Source organism: Myxacorys sp., assembly GCF_059501405.1.
Window position 1 is genome coordinate 90,160 of record NZ_JCACCM010000087.1, and the last position, 24,617, is coordinate 114,776.

A 24,617-nucleotide genomic window follows, 5' to 3' on the forward strand; every position below is an offset into this window, starting at 1 on the left:
CAAACGAAACGATGTTTGCTACGAACGAGACGATGTTTGAAGATATTGCGCTGATTTGTATCAGTCCTATGTCAAGCCATATCAATTTAAGGAATTATCTCCCTCAATTTCTAGAAGCTCATCCCACGTGCAGCCAAACGTATTCACAGCCAATCGTATTCTTTGACTTGTGTCTGATTCCATGAGCGCAGAGCGCAACTCCAAAGGAACCGATCAAAGCTGATTTTTTGCTTTTCAATCCTGTTCGCGCAATCGCAGTCCAAATCCTTCTTGCCGCCTCAACACTTCGAAATAGGTCACCGCTTTGATAGATTGCCAAAATGGCATAGTAACTACACTCAACATGAATGACAATACGATCAACACAACACCGCCAAGCTGATTATAGATTTGCTGATCATTCCAGATGAGTTGAACAAAAATACCTGCGGCAACAAGTCCTATAAACTGCACTAAAAGAGCGATCGGAATCGTTAAGCAAACCGCAGTCGTCATTACTCCTCCAATTTGAGATGTAAATCGCTTTGTGAGAGTTCGGCTACGTTTGAGAGCCGCGATCGCGCTCAATCTATGACCCAACAGCAGCGAAATTTCGGTCACAAACAATCGACACTGTAGTCAAACGCTAAGGACGGGAGGTAAAACCAAAATTAGGACTCCAAGGACGTAGCCCATCAGGTCGCGATCGTCTTTTCTTGAGTAGGTGAACTACCAAGAAAAAAAGAGAACACGGTAATAGCCACAAAAGTAAGTGCGATCGTGGCTATAAAGAGAGCAAGACTAAGCAGCACGATCCCCAGAACAGTCATCAAACTTGTCAGAATGTTAGCGCTCAAAAGCCGCCACTTTTTTCGCTTTGCTTGTCCATAGACTGCCTGAATTTCTCCAGCAGGCATAGCAGCGAGATTTGCAAATGTTAAGCCTGACAAGAGTGCAGAAATTTCACAGAACCTCGCCCTCCGTAGATCGGAATGAGTAACAAGAGATGGGCGCTGAATGTTAACCATAAATATTGCTTAAAGTTAGCTTGATAAAACCGCGCTCCTAGCGTCACAATATCGCCAGCCCTGAGATACGGTTTAAGTTGAAACAGCGTTTGATTGTTTGTCATTCCTACAGAGTTAAAGCTGATTTTTTGCTTTTAGTTGCAAATAGCGATCGACAAGTTCTTCGGTAATTTGATTAGCGGGTGCATCTAGTACCAACACTCCTCGCTGCTTCAGTTCTGCAAACGCCACCTGACGCTGAGCCAACAGATCCAACGCCACCGCTCGTTCATACGTGGATGGAACATCTTCAGTCGGCGTGTGTGCCTGCTGATCGACAGCAAGATCGCGCAACGTCACACAGAACGGCAGATAACGTGGGGCCAACCGTCCCAACGCGGCCAATAACTCAGCCGAAGCCGTTTTATCAACAATATCGGTAATCACAACGACTAACGCCCGGCGAGTTTGCTGATTGACAACCGTTGTGACAGCTCCTAAATAATCGGGTTCAAGAATCTCTGGTTGAATCGGTGTCAGGCGTTCGATCAGACGATTGAGATGATTCTGCCCTCGCTCAGGTGGAATCCATGTGTGAATTTGACGATCGAACACGGCAACTCCGACGCGATCGCCGCGATTCAATCCCGCCAATGCAAGCGATAACGTGGCATTCAATCCCCAATCAAATCGAGCTAACCCGTTGACTTGAGCCGTCATCAACCGACCCCGATCGAGCAAAATGATCAGCGTTTGTTCTTGTTCTGGCTCTAACACTCTGACCAGCGGCACTCCTTTTCGAGCCGTCGCTTTCCAATCAATAAAACGTGGATCGTCTCCAATCCCGTATTCTCTCAGTTCGGCAAATTCTGTGCCGATGCCGATGCGTTTGGCTCGTTTCATTGCGCCCGACGATTGCAACGTGAGACGAATCGAGAGCGATCGCAGTCCAATCAGATCGGGATACACCGCGACCTTTTGCGGTTGAGGAATTCTCCAATCGTGCCACGCGAGTTTCCACGGGCTGAGTTGCCTCACTTGAATGGCTCCCCACTCATATTCGCCGCGATGAGTCGGATGCACCGTGTAGCTCAGCTCTTGTGTGCTATTCGTGTCAATCGCGGCTGCCAACGGCATGGATGAGACGCCGAATTTCAGCGGATAGTGATCGTGGAGCCTGATGATGGCTGGCTTGCTAGACTCGACCGTTAGACTCACGACATTATCCCGTCCGATCGAGAGGCGGGATAGTTCTTGACGGTTGACTCTGACGCGCTTTGACCGAACCCGCCTGCTATCCAGCGCCGCGATCGCGAGGACGATCGCATCAAACATCAGCACAAATATGACAGTGAGCGCCAGGTGCGAGGGAAACAGAAAGGCAAGAGCGGTTGCGATCGCAAGCCCGAACAGCAACAGTCCATAGGTGCGGCGAGACGGAATCATGAGGGATGATTAGCGAGGGACAGGAACTTGATTTAAGACAGCGCTGATGACAGACTCGATGGCGATGCCGTCAAGCTGTGCTTCGGGGCGGAGGATCAGGCGATGGCGCAACAAGGGAGAAGCAACGGCTTTGATGTCATCGGGTGTGACAAACTCTCGACCGGAAAGCCACGCTTGCGCTTTGCTGACGTTGAGCCATGCCACCGCCGATCGCGGCGATGCACCCAACGCGAGATCAGAATGTTGACGGGTTTTCTGAACCACGGCAAGCAAGTAATCTAAAACTGACTCTTGGACTGCGATCGCGCTGACCGCTTTTCGAGCGTGCAGAATCTGTTCAACGGTGGCTAACGGTTTCAGTTTCGCTAGGTCGAGTCGCTTTGCCCCAAAGCCCGCCTGAGAATTCAGGAGCATTCGCTTTTCTGCGGCTAAGTCAGGATACGCCACCACTAGTTTGAACAGAAAGCGATCGAGTTGGGCTTCGGGTAAGGGATATGTGCCTTCAAACTCCAACGAGTTTTGCGTTGCGATTACCCAGAATAAATCTGATAACGGCAAACTCTCACCGTCTAACGTCACCTGTTGCTCTTCCATTGCCTCTAGCAATGCCGATTGTGTTTTCGGTGGCGTTCGATTAATTTCATCTGCTAGAAGAATCTGTGTAAAAACAGGACCCTTTTTTAGGGTGAAATCGCGTGTGTTGAGATCAAAAATGCTCGTTCCCAAAATGTCTGAGGGCAGGATATCAGGCGTTAGCTGAACTCGCCGGAAATCGGCCTCGACTAACCGCGCCATCACTTTGACCAGCAACGTTTTGCCCGTGCCCGGAACGCCTTCCAAAATGACGTGGCCTCCGGCTAGCAGCGCGACAATTAACTGTTGAACGAGCGAGCTTTGACCCACCACAATCTGATCGAGAGCTTGTTTGAGGTGCGTAAACTTAGCGTGCAGGTCAGACATATCGGTTAGCAAGTTGGAACGTAGGCAACCATATCTTACGTTCTGATGCTTGAAATGAGGCAGTTTAGCGGACGAATCGATTAGAGCTTCGTGCCGCTTGAGGCGTCTTTATTGATACAGCCTGCTTTCTGAACGTGGCGACACACCCGCGATCGCAACATTTCTCGCGTTCCAAATGCGCCAGTCGAAAAGATCACTCGATCTTCTCCAACCAGTTTGAGAATTTTTACACTGCAAACCGGACACACCTGCACTTGACCTTGACTCATATGCGCTTATTCATCAATGGCTTGTGATTAGTCTCTGACAAAGCTGATCGGATTCAGTACGAATGACACATTTATTGATGCAACTGGGAGAAATCCTTACTCAAATTTCATCCCAATTCCCCTTGACAATGGGAAAATAGAGCGGTGTGAAAGGAACCTTTAATATGCGTAATATACGGCGCTTTTTAGGAGCGCTAACGATTTGCTTCAGCTTGGCTCAACCCACTGCGCTCCAAGCAAGCGTTCGTTCTAGTCCGTCTGACGATCCATCACGAGCGTATTGGCTAGAAGCGCAGCAGCTGACTCAAGACCAGTTGCTGTTGTTGAGCCGAGTTGAACAGTCTTTGACAAGTGCCGAGCCAAATCGCCTGCGATCGCTTCAAGGCCAGTTGTTTTTGCAGACTTGGGCAGTCGATCGCTTTCTCAAATCAAACTATCCGAACCCGAGCGTATTTTGTTTGTCGCCGAACGGGGAAGTGGCTGGAACGGATGCGGTCGATCTAGCTCAAGGGCAGGTGTATTGCGGATTGTATTTTGCTGGCGAAAATCTAGAGATTCTGCGAAAAGATCTTGCCCGTCGCTCTGGCATTGCCGCTCCGCCGCGACAGGGGAAGCTCGCTCCGCGATCGCGCGCTACAAGTCTTAGCGCTTCCCAAACGATGCCGCAAGATAATTCACTGGTTTTCGACCTTCCGGAAGGTACGATCATCGGCACAACCATTCAACGACCTGTCGTGCGACCCGTTTTGTCTGATACTCCCACTTCGACGGTTAGGGCAACAGCCTTGATCAAATCTGCGCGGCAGTGGCTAGCCCGAATTCAGCCCGCGTTTCCTCAAGCATTGCGCGTTGCCGTTCCGACTGAGACACAGACGACCAGCGGAAAACCGACGGATCTCTCCAACTGAGGCACAGCCTTAGACGCAATTTTTGCAACAACCCAACACGGGTGTTGCGCGGCTGCCGACCGAGGTTTATCTTGATGCCAATCTCAATCGTCCACCAAGCAGCAATTCATTCCGTTGGCGGAAGAACCGTATCCCTTACCTGTATTGAGCAAACGCAATGTCTGAGGTGGACTGGCGAATGTTTGATCATTAGCGATGAATGTCCGAGGTGGGCTGGCCCAGGTTAAACATTCATCAACGAATGTTTGATCATCAACGACGAATGTTTGAGGTGGATAAACGCAGGTTTGAGGTGGACTGATCCAGGTCTGAGGTTCGACGACGAATGTCTAAGGTGGGCTGACCCAGGTTAAATATTCATCAACGAATGTTTGATCATCAACGACAAAGAGTTAATCATCCTTCATCCCTCTTGACCTATGATGAGTGAACCAGACACTCAACCCTGTCTCATGCGCTCTTACTCTCTAATTGCACCCGCAAAGATCAATCTTTATTTGCAAATCTTGGGCGATCGCCCCGATGGGTTTCATGAACTCGTGATGGTGCTGCAAAGTATTGATTTAGCCGATCTGGTCACGGTGCGATCGCGCGCCATCGACGGCATCCGCTTGCACTGCGATAACCCTGATGTTCCGACCGATGAAACAAACCTGGCCTACCGCGCCGCCGATCTGATGATTCGCGAGTTCTCTGACGAGTACGCTAGGTTTGGCGGCATTGAGATTGATCTTCACAAGCGAATCCCAATGGGGGCAGGATTGGCGGGCGGCTCGACTAATGCGGCTGCCGTTCTCGTGGGCATCAACATGATGTGGCATCTGGGACTGACCCAAGGCGAACTGCACGATCTAGCCGCAATGCTGGGGTCTGATATTCCGTTTTGTATTAGTGGCGGAACCGCATTGGCAACAGGGCGCGGAGAAAAACTTGACCCCTTGCCCGATCTGAGCAATTTATATGTCGTGTTAGCGAAGTATCGTGATCTTCCGGTTTCGACCCCTTGGGCCTACAAAACCTATCGACAAACCTTTGGGCACACCTATCCCACTACCCCCGCTGCTTGGGACGCTGCCAAGCAGAAAGCCGGAGGGATCTTGAGCGCGATCGCCCATCACGATGTCAAGCAAATGGCGAATCTTCTCCACAACGATCTAGAGCGAGTCGTACTGCCGTCGTATCCCAAAGTTCAACAGTTGCGCGACGAGTTTCAAAGGTTGGACATTCTCGGTACGATGATGTCGGGGTCAGGCTCAACGGTGTTTGCCCTAGTTGAGTCGATGGCTCAAGCAGAGCAAGTTAAGGCGCAAATGAGCCGCGCGACCCCTGATTCAAATCTCGATTTCTGGGTGACAAAATTTTGTCAATCTGGTGTGCGTTTAAGCAACAACTAAATTTTTTGATCTTAAATTTTTTGATTTTATGGCTGACACTCCTTCCAATTCCACAGTTTCCGATTCCACAATGCCCAGTCCGCTGCGATGTTTGATTGGGTCACTCATTGCCGCTGCGATCGCGTTTGGCGCTTATAACCTGATGCATGCGATCGCCCTTTCATTCGCCTCAAAACCGATTCAGTCCAGCAACATCACGGTGGTCAACATCACCGTTGCGGTTCGTACCTTAGTCGTGGGAATCACGGCATTAGCAACGGGCGTGACGAGTTTAGCGTCAGTAGGGCTATTCGGTCTAGGCATTCAGCTTCTACTGCGTAAATCAAACGATTCAGCCGCCGAATAATTTTGCCATTTCAGGATAGGATATAAAACCTGTGCTCATAGATTTCATCCACTGAGCTACATCTCCCAGCACGCGATCGACATTTAATCGAACTCTATGACACGCGGCGGAGTACCTTAACGCGCTAATTCACAGGAATAGATTATTCAACCCCTTCGTAGCTTGTTTTTATGCTAGTTATTTTTAGCGACCAATAACTTTAAGCCAGATCTCGCCGTTTAAGCTTGATCTGCTGAGCGCTTTTCCACAGAAAAGATAAGTTTTCCACAGGCCATCAAGCATAAGCCTTGAAACTCATCTTGCCTGTGGAAAACTTTCACACCGAGTCATTTTTATTGCGAAGAGTTTAAAGTTTTGTGACGGAAACAGGGGTTAAGCCCTGTTTTCTCGTTGTAGTGCCCGTAATCTGAAGCAAAAAGTAAAATCTTTTACACATTAATAAATTCTCCGTTAAACCAGAATACGAATCACGCGGTTCACACTCCGAAAAATCGACTCGATGCTCTGAAACCAGTACATATGTTAACTCTCAGCGAATTAAGGTCAAACTGTTCAGCGTTTCTTAATCGGCTGAATAGTAACGCGCTATTTTGAGGTTTTCCACAGGCTGTTTAGATCGTTATTTGTTCAATCGTTATTTCTGGCAGAAGCATCCATCTATGTCCTCTTCAACGGTTAGCATTCTTACCGAACTGCCCGAATCACTTCACGAAACCTTAGCTGACTATCTCGAACATCATCCTGATCGGGATCAAGACCAAGTGTTGATAGCCGCGCTGTCCTTCTTTCTCATGCACAGTGGTTGCGATCGCAATAGTCAAGCCGCTCGTACCTATCTCAACACCCTATTTAACAATTGCGCCTAACCGCCTTTCGCTACAAATTACAAAGCTACAAATTACAAACTACAGCCGACTTTGCGTTGCTTTGTTCGAGAATAGAGTGTAGAGCAATTCTTTGACGCTAATCGCTCCGCGCGATCGTTTAATCTCACCTCACCCTACAACCGCATTTTTCTATGGCTTATCTATGGTTTAAGGCGTTTCACATTGTTGGATTTGTGTGCTGGTTTGCCGGAATGTTCTATCTGCCTCGGCTATTCGTCTACCATGCCGAAGCCCGCGAGCAGCCCGAACCCGCTCGCACCATTCTGCAAAACCAATATCAGATCATGGAGAAACGCCTCTACAGCATCATCATGACGCCCGCGATGATTCTGACGATCGCGATGGCAGTTGGGCTAATCTCAACCGAGCCAGATGTGCTAAAGCAGCCGTGGCTTCAGATTAAACTTGCCCTTGTCGCGCTGTTGGTGGCGTATCACCATGTTTGCGCCCGGATCATGAAGCAGTTTGCCGAAAATCGATGCAAGCTGACTGGGCAGCAGTTCCGTTGGTTTAACGAGTTTCCAACGGTGTTCTTTGTGATTGTAGTGATGTTAGCGATCTTTAAGAACAATCTGCCGACTAGCGTCACCGCTTGGGGAATTTTCGCGATGGTAATTGCGATGGCAGCATTCATTCAGCTTTATGCCCGCAAACGTCGATTGGCAAAAGAGAAAGAAGCCGTACAATCCGGTTCAGAAGTTGGAGCTTAAAACTTGAATTAATGAAGCGATCTCATCTATGTCGGGGTGCGATCGCTTTTGACTGAGTGGAGCCGAACAAACCAACGCCATCACCTGGTTTTGTTGCTGCCATGGGAATACTTAAAGCAGTGACAGCATGGGGTGAGGAGCGAATGGAACGCGGTTTTTGGTTGGCTTGGTCACAAATTCCAGGAATTGGCCCAGTTTTACTGAAGCGATTATATTTACACTTTGGGCAACTATCTGTCGCTTGGAATGCCCCTGCTGGTGAATTGGCAGAGGTGGAAGGAATTGGTCATCACAGCGCGATCGCCATTGCAGCAGAACGCACGACTCTCCATCCCTTAGACTTACTCGAAACCCACGAGCGCCAAAATCCTCACTTTGTTACTCCTAGTGACCCGCATTATCCTCAGTTATTATTTGAGATTCCCGATCCGCCCCCTGTGCTGTACTACCGAGGGCAGATCACCCTGCTTCAAGATCTAGACGCTGTAGCTGCGATCGCGCTAGTAGGCACACGCCACCCGTCTGAGTACGGCAAACGCTGGACGCGGAAGCTGAGTTCGACCTTAGCGAAAAGCGGTTTTGTGATCTTGTCAGGTCTAGCCGACGGCATTGATGGCGAAGCGCACCGCAGTTGTCTCGATGCCGGGGGGACGACGATTGCCGTGTTGGGAACCGGAGTCGATCTGGTGTATCCGTGGAAAAATCGCCAGTTATACAATCAGATTTTAGAAACTGGGTTGGCAATCAGCGAATATCCGGCAGGAACTCAGCCCGATCGCACCCATTTTCCTCGCCGCAATCGGATTGTTGCAGGATTATCCCGTGCCGTTTTGGTCATCGAAGCGCCTAAGAAATCGGGCGCTCTGATCACGGCTCATTTAGCCAATGACTACGGACGAGACATATATGCGCTTCCCGGGAGTTTGGATAATTCTAAATCTGAGGGCTGTCTTGCCCTGCTGAGCAAAGGAGCGCAAATGATTTTAGGAGAAACAGAACTGTTAGAAATGCTAGGAACATTGCCAAAACTTGATCAATCCAACTCTTCAGAAATGCAGTTATCGCTGCTTGATCTAAGTCACGAACTCTCTCAAGTTCTACAAGCCATTCTCTCCATTACTCAACATCACAGTTCTGCACCATTTGATGCAATCGTTGAGCAAACAAAACTGGAAACACCATCAGTATCGAGCGCGTTATTACAATTAGAATTGCTAGGACTGATTAAACAACTACCAGGAATGAGCTATTGCAATGTTTAATCGAGTAACTTGATCACGATCAACCGAGTGCTCTGAAGCGACATTCCTGCTTTTGGATTGCTATTCTAAATAAGGCATCTTAGCTTACATTTAGAATTTGACTCAAACTCCTCGCCAATTGGCGCTGATGGCGCTGCGATCGATTCACAAGGGCGCATTTGCCGACATCGCCGTTGATCAAGCGCTGCATCACAGTAATTTCACAACTCTCGATCGTCGCTTCCTAACTGAGCTTGTGTACGGCACGACTCGTCGCCAGCGCACACTTGATGCGTTAATTGATCAATTTGCGAAAAAGAAAGCGTCTCAACAGCCGCCCGATCTCCGTCTCATCTTGCATCTAGGACTCTACCAACTGCGGTATCTAAGCCAAATTCCACCCTCTGCGGCGGTTAATACAACCGTTGATCTCGCGAAACAAAATGGCTTTGCCGGACTGACCGGATTTGTAAACGGAGTTTTGCGGCAATATCTCCGGTCTAGCGAGACGGGCGATCCGCTGCGGCTGCCAACCGATCCAGTCGAACGGCTCGGAACGTTGCACAGTTTACCTGATTGGATAGTGCAAGTTTGGGTCGATCAGTTTGGGGCAGAAGAAACAGATCGTCTATGCGCCTGGATGAATCAACCGCCGCAAATTGATTTACGGGTCAATACCCTCCGAGCCAGTGTAGATCAAGTCCAAGCTGCGATGACCTCCGCTGGAGTGGAGGTCAGCCGGATCCCTCACTTGCCTCAAGCGCTGCGACTTCCACCCAGCGCGGGCGCGATTCAAAATCTTCCGGGTTACCAAGAGGGATGGTGGATTGTGCAAGACAGTAGCGCCCAATTAGTCGCATACTTGGTTGATCCGCAGCCCGGAGAAACAATTGTCGATGCCTGTGCGGCTCCAGGAGGAAAAACAATGCATCTGGCGGAGCTGATGGGCGATCGCGGAACCGTTTGGGCCTGCGATCGCACGCCATCTCGGCTCAAAAAGCTGCAACAAAACGTTGATCGTCTCGGTTTGCAGTCGATTCAAGTCCAAGTCGGCGATAGCCGCAACTTACCGCACTTTACAGGTAAGTGTGAACGAGTCTTGATCGATTCTCCTTGCTCAGGCTTAGGCACTTTAAACCGTCATGCAGATGCTCGCTGGCGACAAACTCCAGACAGCGTTCAAGACCTCTCGCAGCTTCAACAAGAGCTCTTGGCTGCTGCCGCTTCTTGGACTGCGCCTCAAGGTGTAATCGTTTACTCAACCTGTACGCTGCATCCGTTAGAAAATGAGTCTGTGATTCAGAAGTTTCTCAATTTACATCAAAACTGGAGGATTGATCGTCCTGAAGCAGCATCACCCACGGCTCCGTTCGTGACCGAAGCGGGATGGATCAAAGTTTTGCCTCATCAACATAGAATGGATGGGTTCTTTATGGTGCGACTAAAGCGCCAAGATGTATGACAAACGACGTTAAAACTCTCGTTAAAATTCTGATTGGCGCAGCCTGGCTTGATGGCAAAATTCAGCCTGAGGAGCGGCAATATTTATATCAAGTTGCCAAAGAAAAGGGAGTCGCTGACGATCAAGAGATACAACCTTTGCTGCATGAGTTGCGATCGGTGAAACCGAATGAATGCTATCAGTGGGTACAAGAGTATTTGGGCGATCACCCAACCTCGGACGCCTGCCAAAATTTGATTGAAGCTATTAGTGGACTAGTTTACAGCGATGGCGCGATCGCAGACGAAGAAGCAAAGCTGTTAACTCGCTTGCAGCTAGTGACCGCTGAGGGCAACGCCTCAGACTCACTGCACGCCAAACTGCTATCGGTCATCAGAAAGCTGTATCAACGCGGAGCCTCGCAAATTGGCTAACCACATTACAAACAAACAATGACTCTGAATAAAACCATACTCAGAGTCAATAAATTCTCAGCTTTAGAAAGTTTTATAAACCGGGCGTTTCTTCTTTTTTAACTTCCGGAACAATGTCGGGACGGTCTTTGTCTTCCCAACCCACTGGACGCTTTGAGTTATACCAAGTGATCGAGCCGAATGTAACAGCTGCAATGAATCCAAGCACGTACACCAGTGTAAACGATGTTGGAAACTGCATGCCTGGCTTGGTTGCCGTTTCCGTTGCTGCTTGTAATAGAATATTCATCATAAAAACGCTCCTTTGAAATTTTCATTATCGCTAGTATATTAGCGCGAGTATCCTAAGTCATCCTTCAAGAGTCCGAATTCGCGGGTAGAAATTGAGCCAAAAAATCTGCCAATAAGAGGAATACAAGAATAGAAAAGGGTAAACCGACCTCATTCTAAAAGTAGAGATTCCTCTTCTCTGGGCTCTGTCTTCCACGCCCCTAGGGGGATGATCTCTGAAGACCAGCCAACTGCCTACTAGTTTCCTGAAGGTGGTAGGGGATCAGATCCTCCAGCAGGGGCTGGATCAGGAGCTTGCTCAGATTCAGGGGGCGGTGCTTCTGCTTGAGGGAGGGCAGGCGCTTCGGGTTCTGGCTCCGGCTCATAGGCTCGCTCTGGTTCAGGCTCGGCATAGCTCGGCGCAGAGTAACTCGGCTCTTCATAACTCGGTTCTGCGGGCGCTTCTTCGTAGCTGCTCTCGCTGCGAGACTCAGCTGGATCAGGAGCTGTACCTAACGATTGAGAGCTACTTGGCTTCACAGGTTGGGCTTTGATGCTACCCTTTCGGGTGTCCAAATTCTCTGGAATTTCAGGAAACTTTTGAACCGGCATTCCGTTCACGACCTCTTTCATAAACTCGTGCCAAGTAAAGGCTGCCGTAGAACTTGCACCCCACGTCGGCGAGTTATCATCGTTTCCAAGCCACACCCCAGCAACGACTTGAGGAATAAAGCCAATAAACCAGAGATCTCGTGCCTTTTCAGAGGTTCCCGTTTTGCCCGCGACAGGGCGATCAAGCTGCGCCGATCGTCCGGTTCCGTCAGTGACGACTCCCCGCATCATCCATGTCATGATCGATGCGGTTCCCGGATCTAGCACCCGCTTTTGCTTGTAGTCAGACTGATACAAAACCTTGCCCTTGCGATCGACAATTCGACGAATTCCATGCGGATCGACAGCATTGCCCTGCGCAGCTAACGTCCCGTAAGCGTTGGTTAACTCCAACAGATTCACTTCGTACGCGCCCAGCGCCATCGCATAGGTAGGTTCTAGCTTAGAATGAATGCCCATGCTCTGCGCCATTTTAATCACTGGCGCAAATCCGATATCGATTAGGGTTTTAACAGCAATCACGTTCACGGACTTCGTGAGCGCCGATTTGATCGTCATCCAGCCAGAATACTTATTGCTGTAGTTTTTCGGCTGGTAGCCATCAACTTTAAACCGCTCATCAAGGTAAGACTGATAGGGGGAGAATCCCGCCGCGATCGCAGCAGTATACACAAACGGTTTGAACGTCGAACCCGGCTGCCGCTGCGCTTGAGTTGCTCGATTGAATTGACTTTCTTTGTAGAAGTCGTAGCCGCCGACCATCGAGCGAATTTCTCCATTTCTTGGATCGATCGCGACGAGCGAGGCTTGCTTAAAACTAGCAGCTGATCCATCAATTTCAATCGTATCTTTGATCGCTTTTTCCGCTGCCTTCTGCCATTTAGCGTTTAGCGTCGTCTCAATCGTCAGTCCCCCCGCCGCGATCGCCTCTTTGGATACATAGTTCGGCAACTGCTGCTGCACATAGTAGGTAAAGTAAGGCGCGTCGCTTTGAATTTTCTTTGGCTCACTCGGCTTTACCTTCAGTTCTTCTGCTTTTGCCGTTTGAGCTTCAGTGGTGGAAATGTAGCCCGCCTCAACCATTTTGTCGAGGACGTTATTGCGTCGTTGCTTCGCCTTCTCCGGGTTCTCTAGGGGTGAATAAACGCTCGGTGCCGGGGGCAGTCCTGCGATCGTTGCCATTTCTGAGAGCGTTAGCTGGCTTGTCGATTTACTAAAGTAGATCCAAGCTGCATCGCCCACCCCATAAGCATTAGAGCCAAGGTAAATCAGATTGAGATATTTTTCTAGCAGTTGCCGTTTATCCACTGATCGCTCTAATTTCTGCGCGATTAGGGCTTCTCGAATTTTGCGGATTATACTGCGATCGTTGTTGAGATAGACAATTCGAGACAACTGTTGTGTCAGTGTGCTGCCGCCTTCGACCACGCCGCCCGATGTGATGTTGCGTGCGATCGCGCGAACAATACCCTGATAGTCAATGCCCTTGTGTTCATAAAATCGCCGATCTTCTGACGCAATAAACGCATCTACCAAGCGTTTCGGCATCTGATCAATCGTCAGTTTCTCGCGCGTCGCTGGGCCTAACTGATGCAAAATTGTGCCGTCGGAAGCTCGCATTGTGAGCGTGCCGCGCCGAGCAAACGTTTGAATCTCTGACGGATCAGGGAGGCTGCGATCGATTTGCCACGAGATTAGCTTTACCGCTCCAATCCCGCCCACGACGACACCAACCCACAGCAGACGCTGACGGACTCTTGGATTTTTGAGCGGGGGTGGCAGACGGCGCTCGAATCGTTCTAGCCGCGCCGTAGCAGTATCTAAGGCACCCCGAACTCCTGCCATACGGGGGTGTTCGAGCAACCGAGCGATGCCCTGACCGATACGAGAGCGATGTTGCGTTCCCAAACGATGTTGCTTCTTACTTCCGTCAGTCATCGCATCTTGCCCCAGCCGGGAACGATTAAGACGAGTTGGAAGCCCTCGGCGGTTCGAGCTATACTTTGCCACATTCGTGCCTCATCACACAAAAGCTATCACTTCAATTCTCAGTGGAGTTACCTGCCTGTGACTTACAGTGACGGAAAGTGTCAAATGAGTCAACCGTACCACCAAAGTGCGATAACTTCGGGGCGGCGCATAGACTGCAACTGAGAAACGGTCGTCCCACTCGTAAAATTACTGAGCTTAGTTTACACGAGATTTAAGAAGATCGACGACGTTTGAAACGAATTTCGGAAGGATGAGCCAAAACAAAGAGGTAATCGAGATTGCCTCCCTAATTACCCCATTGCTTAGAAAATAAGGAGCTAAACCCCTTTAGACGCCTGCATGACCGAGGGCTAAGGCTGTCACTAGCATGCCTAACACCAAGAACGGCTGAGCGCTGGCTTGATACTTCACATCGTTTTCCACGGGGTTACGCAAGAAGTACATATCCTGAAAAGTAATTTGAGGAATAATCATCAACATCAAAATCGTTGCGTATAAATTTTGATGAATGCTAATTAAGTAAGCAGCAATGCCGCCTTGAAACACATCGATCATCAGGACACAAATCCAAGCGGCAGTAGAAATCCCAAAGATAACTGGCAGAGATTTCAGTCCCAATTGACGATCGCCTTCAACGCTCTTAAAGTCATTGACAATAGCGATTCCCAAGCCTGACAAGCTGTAGAACAGGGTCAGCACGATGATCGTTGGATTTAGGTCACCAAACAGCGCATGTCCTGTCCACCACGGAATCGCGATATAGCTTGCCCCTAAGGCATAGCAGCCCAGCCAGCCGTTCTGCTTTAGTTTTAACGGCGGAGCGGAATAGATGTAGGAGAGCAAAGAACCTCCGATCGCGAGAGCCGTAATCGTCGGGAAAGAATGTCCTGCCCAGCGATCCAACACGTAGGCAATTCCAATTCCGCCGAGCAGTAGTGCCCAAATCTGAGTCACCACTTGAGGCAGGGAGATTGCTCCCGACGGAATCGGTCGATACGGCTCATTGATCGCATCGATCTCGCGATCGTAGTAGTCATTCATGATCTGGGTGTAGCCCGTCATCAGAGGGCCTGCCAGCAGCATACAGGTTGCGGCCTTCAAGACATCTTCTAGCGACCAGGTATATTGCCCTGACGACGCTGCACCACAAATAATTCCCCACATGAGAGGAATCCAGGTAATCGGCTTCATCAATTGGAGGCGAATTTTCCAGATGGACGCTCCTTTCACATCAGCGCCTTTCATGCCCAGCATTTGCCGGGTTCTAGCACGGTTCGCGTCGCGCAGCTCCGCAGGAGTGGCACTCACGGGCATCGGTGTAGAGGCATTGGAATCTGTTGGCAGGTCTGGAGTTGTGGAATCTGTCATAACAGCATCTAAAACGTTAGAAGGAGATAATTAAGTAGCCATCTTGAAACTTCGCACCTTTTACAGGTTGTCCTCTCAAGGCGGGTGGAAGAGACACATTACGGCGTTGATCGCCCGCTTCAATCGTAATTTCCGGACCCGACTGCGTCAGTTTGACTTGCTTTTTATCAAATCCTGGTAAAAACAGGCTGACCTTGCGTTCTGCCACATTTACTGCCATGGGGCGAGGAGCCTGCGTGGCTTGGTCGAAGTCTGGCAACGCTTCAATCAACGGCTGCCAATCATTCACGGGTTGTTCTGGAATCGCTGAAACCGGAAGCGGTTGAAACGCCTCAGCGTCACTGAGCTGGTTTGACCGATTCAGCAGCACGCCGCCGACGGTTAGCCCCACCTGCTGAGCGCTGCCCCATAGATATCGTGCCATTGCGATCGCGCTTGGGTCGTCGGTCGTCACCAAGTACGCCGCCATCCGCTTCGGATCGTTAACCGCTTCTTTGCCCTGCTCTAGCAGGTTATTCACCTGACCCGTTGGCTGCGCGAAGTTATCCCCCGCAAAACTCGCGTTGGTCAATACAGCGCTCGCCACGGGCTGGATAAATGGTGACAAGGTTTTTCCTAAGTCAGACTCCGTAAATACTTGCCGGAACCGCCGAATGTACCAGCTAATAATTTCTGGCATGCCCAGCATCCGCAATGTCGTCTGATCGCCTGTACCATCATAGACAATCACATCGTATTGTCCACTCCCGTCATATTCGCGCAGCGCATTGAGGGCCAGCGCACTATCCATACCCGGAAAGATGCCCAACTCTTGCCCGTACACTTCTTTGAAGAACGGTGTGCGGAGATATTGCGCTTCGAGCTTTTTAACCTCTTCCCAACTCCGCTCCAACAAAAGCGCCGTCTGAAGCTGAACGACCTGCAAATTTGGAGCCATTTCTTGAACTTCAGCCCCTATGGTCGCGCCGAGCGCCAACCCAAACGCAGGACTTGAATCTTGCCCAATCAGCAAGACCCGCTTGCCTTGACTTGCGAACTTTTTAGCGGCGGCGATCGCCAGCGTTGTTCGTCCAGTCCCACCTTTGCCGAGAAACGTCAGAATAAAAGCCATGTCCAGTCTTTAAGAGAAATATAGGGCGTAGAGTATGGGGTCTGGAGGTTCAGAATTCTCTTTCATGCTCCATATCCCCTACCTTCACACCTCTATGGTATCGATTGCCTGGACGTGAAGATCGCCTAATTATATTGCTCTAGCTCATCTTCAAAAAACCACGTCGCAAATTGGTCATCGAACTGAATCAACAGTCCAAGACCCTTTCCGTCTACCACTTTAAAATCGCGCACGACGCCGACTTGTCCAAGCTTTTTCACCACTGCCGGGGGAACACGATCGCGCAACCGACGCACGCGCACTTTCTGACCAATTTCCATCACATCTACTGATACATGACCATTCCAAAGTTTACCAGCATGTTGACGCGGTTTGAACGCTGGCTGACCCAGAAGAAGAATTGGAGCCATCCCCGACCCGCATCACTGCACCTAAAATTTATTTGCCGAGATTGTCAAGGGAGGGATTACGTTGAGTTGACCAAGGGCGTGACTAGAAGATCATCGGGAACTTCTGAATACTTTTCACCTATAGATAGGGCAAGCTATCCAATAGAAAGCACGTCCAGCATAGTCCTTATTTTTCAGTTTTTATTTTTTGTTAGTAGATTTTTTGGAGGCATCACCATGAGGGTTAGTGAAAAGCGATCGAGATCGCCCTTGGCAATCGGTGTGTGCATCACAGCGGTTGTGACTGTTGCAGGAACCGCTTATGCACTGACACATCCGCGTCAAGATACTTCTACCTCTGTCTCCCTAACCTCTAATGTTTGGCAACCTTTAAAAGGACACGCTTGCAAAACCATTGTTTTTGATCCACAACCGCCACTTAATGTCCGTTCTGCACCCATTGAGCAGAAAGGTAACATCATTGGTGGAATCGCGAACGGTACAGAGTTGACGATTCTGCTTGAAAAAGATGGATGGTATCAAATCAGCGCGCCAACGTCTGGTTGGGTCTACAAAAACTTAACTAAAACCGATTGCGGAGCATCCAATCGAGTGGCTACTACCAGTCCTTCAACACAAGAATCAGATTCGCTACAGTCTATAGATCAAGGAAAGCGGCTGCTAAAAACAGCAACGGATCACTATCAAGCTGGAAATTTAGAAGGTGCGATCGCGCTTGCCAAATCGGTTTCGATTGAGAGTGCGGCTTACGATCAGGCTCAAGTGGCGCTAAGAACAATGCCGCAGAAGTGGAATCAAGCCAAGTCGAAGTACGCGATCGCCAAACAGGCACTCGATGAGAGCCGATGGAGTGATGTTTTGAAAGTGGCAGTTGAATACCCGGATATTCGCTATTGGAGGCAAGAACTTGCACCGATTGTCAAGAAGGCAACCCTCTTACAGCACTATCTCAAGGCAAGCGAGTCTAGCTTATGACCACCTATACAGCCTTCAGAGCTTCGCGATCGCGTCGGAATTGGAGTGAAAGTTTTCCTCCTGAAGGTTACAGTTGAGGAAAACGCTTCCCAAGGAGCCTAGAAGAAATAAGTTGAACGTTTTTCTGATGCAAGCAGCAAGACAAAGCGATTTCAGCAGAAATTGGTTCAGGTTATTCTTTCTAGCTTCCTAAATGCCCAAGCGCTGATAAACCTGATCGAGGTTTTTCAGATGATGCAGAGGATCGAAGCAGTCATTAATTTCTGCTGGAGAAAGAACTGCCGTCACCCGTGGATCGGTGCTGATTAGCTGGCGAAAATCTCCGTCGGCTGTATTCCAAGCTTGGTGAGCGCAGGACTGCACGATCATATAGGCTTCTTCTCGATTGAATCCTTGTTTCACTAGCGCTAGAAGTACCTGTTGGCTAAACACAACGCCGCCATAAACATTCATATTTCGCGCCATGTTGTCGGGGTAGACCAGCAAGTTTTTGATGAGTTTGGTCGCCTCGACAAGCATGAAGTGCATCAGAATGCAGGCATCGGGCAACGCGACACGCTCAACAGAACTATGAGAAATATCGCGTTCGTGCCACAGGGCGACGTTCTCTAGAGCAGCTACGGCATAGCCTCGAATCAGCCGCGCCATCCCTGTTAGCCGCTCTGAGCGGATCGGGTTGCGCTTATGGGGCATGGCAGAGGAGCCTTTCTGACCTTTTGAGAAAAATTCTTCGACTTCCAATACATCTGTGCGTTGGAGGTTACGAATTTCAACCGCAAATCGTTCGATTGAGGCAGCTAGGAGTGCCAGACAATTCATGAAGTCAGCATGGCGATCCCGAGAAATCACCTGCGTCGATGCTGGATCAGGCTCTAATCCCAAAGCTTGACAGGTCAAGGTTTCAATCCGGGGATCAATATTGGCGTAAGTTCCCACTGCACCTGAAATCTGTCCGACTGCGATCGTTTTTCTGAGCTGGCATAAGCGATCGCGGTGACGCAGCATTTCGGCTAACCAGCCTGCTAATTTAAACCCAAATGTCATGGGCTCGGCATGAATTCCATGCGATCGCCCGATCATCACGGTGCTGCGATGCTGCTGCGCTTGATAACGAATCGCTTGAATCAACGCTTCAACGTGACTCATGATCACATCGAGACTTGCTACCATCTGCAATGCCAGTGCCGTATCTAGCACATCAGAACTGGTCATTCCGAGGTGAATGTAGCGTCCTGCATCGCCCACATATTCATTGACGTTGGTGAGAAAGGCGATTACGTCGTGGCGAACTTCTGCCTCGATTTCTAGAATTCTTTGGGGGTCAAAGTTCGCTTTTTCTTTGATTTCTGCGACAGCTTCGGCGGGGATGTAGCCAAGCTCACCTTGGGCTTCGCAGACAGCAATTTCAACCTCTAGCCAAGTTTTAAACTTGTAGGCTTCAGTCCAGAGGTTGCCCATTTCGGGCAGGGTATAACGCTCTATCAAGGCTCGCCGCAGAATACAACGGTCACATTGTAGCGCCTAATTTAGCTCGCTAATGATGAAGTTATCTCGCTGTATTCTGGGGCATGGCAGTGGTTTCAAAGCCATGTGTTTGTGTGCAAGATCAAGTACGATTCAAGTAATTGTAGAGGTAAGTCAAGGGCGATGAAGCCTAAAGTTATTACTGCAACGATCGCGGCGGCAATAGCAGTTATTTTGGAAGGGACGGCTAGCAGGCTCTTCGTCTAGCGTTGTCGTTCTTTCGTCGCCGTTCGACTTGGTCGTTGAGGTGGATATTGAAAACAATGCCTGCGCTAAGGGTGCAGGCATCCTATACTTTTAACAAAGTGGTTGACGGCTCAATCGCTGTCTTCGTCTTCGCTCTCTTCGTAACTGTCCGCAGCTTCTTCGTCTTCTTCGTAGCTGTCCTCTTCTTCGTCTTCCTCGTAATTGTCTTCAGTTTCTTCGTACTCTTTTTCGTCTTCGGTTTCGTCTTCGTCCTCTTCGTAACTGTCTTCAGTTTCTTTGGTTTCGTCTTCGTCTTCCTCGTAACTGTCTTCAGTTTCGTCCTCTTCAGTTTCGTCCTCGCTGTCCTCTTCTTCGTAACTGTCTTCAGTTTCTTCGTCTTCCTCGTAGCTGTCTTCGATTTCGTCTTCAGTTTCTTCGTACTCTTCCTCTTCCTCGTAGCTATCTTCAGGTTCAATCTCGTCTTCTTCGTAGCTATCTTCGGTTTCTTCGTCTTCTAATGATTCTTCATCCTCGTCATACTCTTGGTAGTAGAGAGATTCCAAGTCTTCGCACGCATCGACGGACAAGAGTCCTTTCTCGACATAGACGAGTTCTTCTTCGTATTCAACGGTGTAGAAATTATTAAAGAGATCGACGATCGCGGAATTACGAATCGCGCCTGGCGATTGGAAGGCGGACGCGATCGCAGCCGTCGCGCCATCAAACAAGGAGGAAGAATTGCCTTGGATGTCTTGGCTTAAATCAAAATCACTGACCTGCCGAATTACCCAGCAATCTCCATTGAGATGAGGCTTCGTCATGTAGTCATAGGGAATATAGCAGTATCCCTGCTCGCCCCATTCCTCGCCCCACGAGTTGCGAACGATAAAGACTTGATCGGGGTCTGAATAACCGACACACAGCATGGCATGACCGCCATCGTGCTTCTCGTTGTCTGGGTCGGGCATGGGAACGAGTCCGTTAGACCCTGCTGCCTGAAACGACGAAAATAGCTGCAATCCGAAGGCAAACGGGTAGCCGTCAGCGAGGCAGCTTTGCATCTCGTAAAGATCGACCTTAACTCGATACGCATCTTCAATGACAAAGTTTGCTGCCTCTTCGTAGGCTTCAGTGGGAGGCTGTTCTAAGATCTGTGCTGGATTAAATGCCCAAGTTGCTTCAGAGCAAGCCCCATGCTTCCGCAGAACCTTGATGCAGCTTTTTAAATAAGTGCCTTCATCAATGGCGACATCGCCATCTAATTCACGAGCGTTGTAGTAAATAAATAGACGGCTCACATCGTCCGATCGATTCAATAGCCGATTAGCGAGATATTCATAAGCGCCTGCCATCGCGTTAGCGGTGCAGCTATTGGTATCACCTTGATTCTCTACAGGGGTTAGGTAGGAGCGCAGATCAATCTTGGAGGGTAGAGGTTCTCGACGATCGCGACTCGCACTATATTTTTTGTCGTTGGAATCTTGCTTTTCAGGGCGGTAGCCGCCGAGCTTAAAGTGTTGCCCGATCGAATTTTTGACAACCGTTGATTTACGAACACGACGATAGTTCTTTGACATAAAAAACTCCGAGCATTTTACTCAGAGCCTGAAGTTATACCGTATGCTTCCCAGAAATTAAGTTATGCGATCGCTCGTCTGGGAGTGAATCGTTTTGGCAATGTGGTGAGTCTGATCTCACTGCATTCTGTCGATCGTACGATATTGAATTGCTTCAGCAACGTGTGACGTTTGCAACTTCTCCTCGCCCGCTAAATCCGCGATCGTCCGTGCCACTTTGAGAATGCGATCGCTCGCTCTCACGGACAGCCCCAATTTGCGAATCGCATTCTCTAGTAAGGTGCGAGTTGCAGTGTCTAAGCTGCACCATTTTTTCAAGTGAGCGCTCTGCATCTCGGCATTGCAGCGAAGCGATGTGTTCTGGAAGCGATCGCAGGCGCGATCGCGGGCTGCCTGTACTCGCGATCGCACCGTCGCAGAATCTTCCCCAGTGGTCTGCTGCGTAATTTCTTCTGGCTTCAGTCGATTCACACCGACTTGCAGATCAATGCGATCCATCAATGGACCCGATAGCCGCGCCCAATATTGCTCTCTGTGTCTCGGTGAACAGGTACACGGCTGGACGGTATCACCATAGTATCCGCAAGGACAAGGGTTCGTGCTGGCAATCAGAGTAAATTGCGCCGGAAATGACACGGATTGTCGCGTTCGAGAAATCGTCACCGTGCCGTCTTCTAAAGGCTGACGTAGAAATTCCAGCACATCCCGTTTAAATTCAGTTAATTCATCAAGAAATAAAATGCCCCGATGGGCGAGCGAAATCTCTCCGGGTCTCGGAAAGCTACCTCCACCCACCAGAGACGGCCCAGATGCTGAGTGATGTGGGCTGCGAAAGGGACGAGTGGCGACTAATGAGCCTTTATTCTTTAGCAAGCCCGCGACCGAGTGAATCTGGGTCACCTCCAATGCTTCTGCAAATGCCATGGGCGGCAGAATGCTGGGAAGTCTCCGGGCTAACATCGTCTTTCCACTTCCCGGAGGTCCAACAAAGACTAAATTGTGGCCCCCAGCTGCCGCAATTTCTAACGCTCGGCGTGCGTGAGCTTGACCTTTAACATCTCGCAGATCTGGGGCAGTAATTTGCGCTTGCGTTAACTCAGCCTCGCCATCAACTTGAGCTGGCAGCACTGAGGATGGATCACTCAAAAACTGTCCGACTTCCGATAAATGTTTGAAGCCGTAAACCTTAATGCCCTGCACCACAGCAGCTTCTCGAACATTATCGGCAGGCACGACTAAGCTTGAAATGCCGAGCCGTTTGGCGGCAGCCGCGATCGCGAGGACTCCTGCCACCGGACGAAGGCTGCCATCTAACGAAACTTCGCCCAAAAATAAATACTCTTCCAACAGGTCTGCGCTCACTTGTTCTGAAGCGGCTAGAGCGCCAACGCTAATTGGCAAATCAAAACTTGGGCCTTCTTTCCTTAGATCAGCAGGCGTCAGGTTAATGACGATCCGCTTCATCGGAAACAGATAGCCTGCGTTCTTGATGGCGGTTTTGACTCGTTCTTTCGATTCTTGAACGGCGGCATCGGGAAGTCCGACCACAACGATCGCGGGGAGTCCATTGGCAACGTCTACCTCAACGCCAACTTTCACTGCGTCGATTCCAACTAGCGCCGCACTCCAAACTCTTGCTAGCATGTTTTTTCCTAATCATTCTTGTCGGTAGAATGCCCTGCATTCTGAATGCACCAACAAGATGAATGTTTAGAGTGCATTTATATTAGTTTTATTGTCTGCGTAAAAAGTTGAGTAACGATTTAATGCAACACTGTTTGGAGCATGGGATATTAACTGCCTTTCGGGATGTGAATCCGCCAGCTCTAGCGCATAGTAAAAGTCATATGCAAAATTAAAGGGAACGGAAAGCGTTGTTATGGTTAAACTCACCCTTGGCAATGCTATTTGCCATGCATGGATAAAATGAAACTAAAGCAGAAGACGGTGTGAAACTACGTTCTACGCAACTGCGTTTGTCGATCGAGAAGCAAACGGTCTGCGATACCGGTCAGTTAAGCCTTCCCACTCCACGACGATGGTGCTGCCTCGTTCCTCCTGCTGACATGCCCACATAGAAAGCAAGTCGAAACACGAGTGATCAACATAGACCAGCTTTTCGAGATGGATATGTAATCGTGTTTGGGGAGGAATCTTTTCTAGAGCAGAGGCCAACTCAGGCAAACGAACGAACGTAGCAGCGCCTTCTAGGTGAATATCAATCCGTTGGTCGTGCTCGTCATGCTCGATACGAACGTTCAAACGAGACACTTTAGAAATGACAAAGATTGCCGTTAATACAATTCCAATAAGAATTCCGGTCAGCAGTTCTGTTACGACGATGCCGATGAAGGTCGCAGAGAAAATGATCAGCGGAATTCGCCCGTATCGTTTGAGGTGACGGATGTGTTCTATCTCAATCAGTTTGTAGCCAGTGAAAACCAGAACGGCAGCAAGGCTAGAGGTAGGAACCATTCTGAGTAAAGTAGGTGCGGCTACGACCAATAGTAATAGCCAGACACCGTGCAGCATTGCTGAAAGTCGAGTTTTCGCCCCTGCCTCTACATTGACTGAGCTACGCACAATCACACCCGTCATTGGCAGTGCTCCCAGTGCTCCACAAATTAAGTTGCCAATTCCCTGCGCACTCAACTCTTTATCAAAGTCAGTTTTTGGTCCCTGATGCAATCGATCGACCGCAGCAGCTGAGAGCAAACTCTCGGCACTGGCAATAAAAGCAATCACCATCGCTTCTAGAAGTAGCGGCGCTTGAATCAAAGTCATGAAATTGCCCGGTGTTGGAAGTCGAAGCGTCTCCAGCAGATTAGCAGGTACATCTACGTATTGAATGGGCAATTGCAGTACGGTTGCGATCGTCGTTGCCAAAACCACTGCGATCAGCGCTCCAGGCAATAGCCGTAACCGTGTCGGCTTAAACCTCTCCCACAGCACCAGCGTCACAATGGTAAACACACCGATCGACGCTGCAAGGTGATGGTTGCTGCCACTGATTGGAAAGAATGCTTTGTAGATCGCATTCGGGATGGAAATCAAATTTTCAAGACCATGAGCCCGCGGTTTGTCGTCAATCATGACGTGGAACTGAGACACGAGAATCAACACACCGATTCCCGACAACATGCCGTAGATCACCGCAGGAGACATGGCGCGAAACAGTTGACCTAGCTTAAACCGACCTGCTAGGAGTTGAATCAAACCCGCTAACATCAGCACCGGACCGACCATCTCAATGCCGTAATCTCGCACAAGTTCTGCCACCACGACTGCTAATCCAGCTGCTGGACCGCTGACTTGAAAGGGAGATCCTGAAATTGCTCCGACCAGCATACCCCCTACCATTCCGGTTACTAAGCCGAGGGCAGGAGGAACACCGGACGCGATCGCAATTCCCATACATAGGGGCAGCGCGACCAGAAAGACTACGAAGGACGCCAAAAAATCTTTGATCAACGATCGCCTGTCTACTTTGCCACCGATGATGTTTAGTAACGTTCCCATGTTTTTCTCCAGTGAAAATGTTGCAAGATTTACATCCATCGAACCGCGATC

Annotated in this window: 24 protein-coding genes; 10 read left to right on the forward strand and 14 right to left on the reverse strand. The window is 49.5% G+C overall.

Features of this window, described 5'->3' with window-relative positions; genetic code table 11:
• Positions 1 to 185 (forward strand): hypothetical protein (locus tag AC5I6P_RS09685; protein ID WP_495693544.1); only part of this gene is annotated, 185 nt, incomplete at its 5' end.
• 49 nt (positions 186 to 234) lie between these two features.
• On the opposite strand, the gene AC5I6P_RS09690 is transcribed toward AC5I6P_RS09685, so the two are convergent.
• The 5 genes from AC5I6P_RS09690 to nblD form a co-directional block, all read right to left on the reverse strand.
• The gene (locus AC5I6P_RS09690; RefSeq protein ID WP_495693545.1) at positions 235 to 600 is read right to left on the reverse strand and encodes a hypothetical protein; all 366 of its coding nucleotides are present in this window, start codon (positions 598 to 600) and stop codon (positions 235 to 237) included.
• Between the two features lie 74 nt (positions 601 to 674).
• Positions 675 to 896 carry a hypothetical protein gene (locus tag AC5I6P_RS09695; protein ID WP_495693546.1) on the reverse strand — a complete coding sequence of 74 codons (222 nt, stop codon included), beginning with the start codon at positions 894 to 896 and terminating at the stop codon, positions 675 to 677.
• A gap of 225 nt (positions 897 to 1,121) precedes the next feature.
• A complete protein-coding gene (locus AC5I6P_RS09700; protein WP_495693547.1) occupies positions 1,122 to 2,432 on the reverse strand; it encodes a DUF58 domain-containing protein in 1,311 nt (436 codons plus the stop codon).
• A 9-nt stretch (positions 2,433 to 2,441) separates the two neighbouring features.
• Positions 2,442 to 3,392, reverse strand: coding sequence for an AAA family ATPase (locus AC5I6P_RS09705; RefSeq protein ID WP_495693548.1), 951 nt, complete (start codon positions 3,390 to 3,392; stop codon positions 2,442 to 2,444).
• Positions 3,393 to 3,472: 80 nt separating this feature from the next.
• Positions 3,473 to 3,661 carry an NblD family protein gene (gene nblD, locus AC5I6P_RS09710; protein ID WP_495693549.1) on the reverse strand — a complete coding sequence of 63 codons (189 nt, stop codon included), beginning with the start codon at positions 3,659 to 3,661 and terminating at the stop codon, positions 3,473 to 3,475.
• A 164-nt stretch (positions 3,662 to 3,825) separates the two neighbouring features.
• Here nblD and AC5I6P_RS09715 point away from each other — a divergent pair, with 164 nt between their 5' ends.
• The 8 genes from AC5I6P_RS09715 to AC5I6P_RS09750 all read left to right on the forward strand — a co-directional run bounded on the left by AC5I6P_RS09715 (position 3,826) and on the right by AC5I6P_RS09750 (position 11,022).
• Complete coding sequence (locus tag AC5I6P_RS09715) at positions 3,826 to 4,569, forward strand: hypothetical protein (RefSeq protein WP_495693550.1); 744 nt, start codon at positions 3,826 to 3,828, stop codon at positions 4,567 to 4,569.
• Positions 4,570 to 4,988: 419 nt separating this feature from the next.
• Positions 4,989 to 5,963 (forward strand): 4-(cytidine 5'-diphospho)-2-C-methyl-D-erythritol kinase, encoded by a 975-nt coding sequence (gene ispE, locus AC5I6P_RS09720; protein WP_495693551.1) that lies wholly within the window; start codon positions 4,989 to 4,991, stop codon positions 5,961 to 5,963.
• Positions 5,964 to 5,991: 28 nt separating this feature from the next.
• The gene (locus tag AC5I6P_RS09725; protein ID WP_495693552.1) at positions 5,992 to 6,309 is read left to right on the forward strand and encodes a DUF3082 domain-containing protein; all 318 of its coding nucleotides are present in this window, start codon (positions 5,992 to 5,994) and stop codon (positions 6,307 to 6,309) included.
• 659 nt (positions 6,310 to 6,968) lie between these two features.
• Positions 6,969 to 7,175: a DUF2811 domain-containing protein gene (locus AC5I6P_RS09730; protein ID WP_495693553.1), complete on the forward strand. Its 207-nt coding sequence runs from the start codon at positions 6,969 to 6,971 to the stop codon at positions 7,173 to 7,175.
• Positions 7,176 to 7,327: 152 nt separating this feature from the next.
• A complete protein-coding gene (gene hemJ / locus AC5I6P_RS09735; protein ID WP_495693554.1) occupies positions 7,328 to 7,906 on the forward strand; it encodes a protoporphyrinogen oxidase HemJ in 579 nt (192 codons plus the stop codon).
• 101 nt (positions 7,907 to 8,007) lie between these two features.
• On the forward strand, positions 8,008 to 9,168 hold the full coding sequence (dprA, locus tag AC5I6P_RS09740; protein ID WP_495693555.1) for a DNA-processing protein DprA: 1,161 nt from the start codon (positions 8,008 to 8,010) through the stop codon (positions 9,166 to 9,168).
• Positions 9,169 to 9,265: 97 nt separating this feature from the next.
• Positions 9,266 to 10,609, forward strand: a complete 1,344-nt coding sequence (locus AC5I6P_RS09745; protein WP_495693556.1) for a 16S rRNA (cytosine(967)-C(5))-methyltransferase — start codon at positions 9,266 to 9,268, stop codon at positions 10,607 to 10,609.
• Positions 10,606 to 11,022 (forward strand): tellurite resistance TerB family protein, encoded by a 417-nt coding sequence (locus AC5I6P_RS09750; RefSeq protein ID WP_495693557.1) that lies wholly within the window; start codon positions 10,606 to 10,608, stop codon positions 11,020 to 11,022. Before AC5I6P_RS09745 ends, AC5I6P_RS09750 begins: the two co-directional genes overlap by 4 nt.
• 73 nt (positions 11,023 to 11,095) lie before the next feature.
• On the opposite strand, the gene psb35 is transcribed toward AC5I6P_RS09750, so the two are convergent.
• The 5 genes from psb35 to petP form a co-directional block, all read right to left on the reverse strand.
• The gene (gene psb35, locus AC5I6P_RS09755; RefSeq protein ID WP_495693558.1) at positions 11,096 to 11,314 is read right to left on the reverse strand and encodes a photosystem II assembly protein Psb35; all 219 of its coding nucleotides are present in this window, start codon (positions 11,312 to 11,314) and stop codon (positions 11,096 to 11,098) included.
• A 236-nt stretch (positions 11,315 to 11,550) separates the two neighbouring features.
• Positions 11,551 to 13,914: a transglycosylase domain-containing protein gene (locus AC5I6P_RS09760; protein ID WP_495693559.1), complete on the reverse strand. Its 2,364-nt coding sequence runs from the start codon at positions 13,912 to 13,914 to the stop codon at positions 11,551 to 11,553.
• A 309-nt stretch (positions 13,915 to 14,223) separates the two neighbouring features.
• Positions 14,224 to 15,264 (reverse strand): chlorophyll synthase ChlG, encoded by a 1,041-nt coding sequence (gene chlG / locus AC5I6P_RS09765; RefSeq protein WP_495693560.1) that lies wholly within the window; start codon positions 15,262 to 15,264, stop codon positions 14,224 to 14,226.
• A 16-nt stretch (positions 15,265 to 15,280) separates the two neighbouring features.
• The gene (locus AC5I6P_RS09770; protein WP_495693561.1) at positions 15,281 to 16,375 is read right to left on the reverse strand and encodes a Get3/ArsA fold putative tail anchor-mediating ATPase NosAFP; all 1,095 of its coding nucleotides are present in this window, start codon (positions 16,373 to 16,375) and stop codon (positions 15,281 to 15,283) included.
• Between the two features lie 125 nt (positions 16,376 to 16,500).
• The gene (petP, locus tag AC5I6P_RS09775) at positions 16,501 to 16,785 is read right to left on the reverse strand and encodes a cytochrome b6f subunit PetP (protein WP_495693562.1); all 285 of its coding nucleotides are present in this window, start codon (positions 16,783 to 16,785) and stop codon (positions 16,501 to 16,503) included.
• A 216-nt stretch (positions 16,786 to 17,001) separates the two neighbouring features.
• On the opposite strand from petP, the gene AC5I6P_RS09780 reads away from it, so the two are divergent.
• Positions 17,002 to 17,760, forward strand: coding sequence for an SH3 domain-containing protein (locus AC5I6P_RS09780; RefSeq protein WP_495693563.1), 759 nt, complete (start codon positions 17,002 to 17,004; stop codon positions 17,758 to 17,760).
• Positions 17,761 to 17,949: 189 nt separating this feature from the next.
• Here the strand turns inward: AC5I6P_RS09780 and purB are convergent, their stop codons facing one another.
• From purB to AC5I6P_RS09800, 4 genes are all read right to left on the reverse strand, one after another.
• Positions 17,950 to 19,245, reverse strand: coding sequence for an adenylosuccinate lyase (gene purB / locus AC5I6P_RS09785; RefSeq protein ID WP_495693564.1), 1,296 nt, complete (start codon positions 19,243 to 19,245; stop codon positions 17,950 to 17,952).
• A 356-nt stretch (positions 19,246 to 19,601) separates the two neighbouring features.
• Positions 19,602 to 21,047: a C1 family peptidase gene (locus AC5I6P_RS09790; RefSeq protein WP_495693565.1), complete on the reverse strand. Its 1,446-nt coding sequence runs from the start codon at positions 21,045 to 21,047 to the stop codon at positions 19,602 to 19,604.
• 117 nt (positions 21,048 to 21,164) lie between these two features.
• Complete coding sequence (locus AC5I6P_RS09795; protein ID WP_495693566.1) at positions 21,165 to 22,691, reverse strand: YifB family Mg chelatase-like AAA ATPase; 1,527 nt, start codon at positions 22,689 to 22,691, stop codon at positions 21,165 to 21,167.
• Between the two features lie 318 nt (positions 22,692 to 23,009).
• The gene (locus AC5I6P_RS09800) at positions 23,010 to 24,566 is read right to left on the reverse strand and encodes a SulP family inorganic anion transporter (protein WP_495693567.1); all 1,557 of its coding nucleotides are present in this window, start codon (positions 24,564 to 24,566) and stop codon (positions 23,010 to 23,012) included.
• Between the last annotated feature and the right edge of the window lie 51 nt (positions 24,567 to 24,617).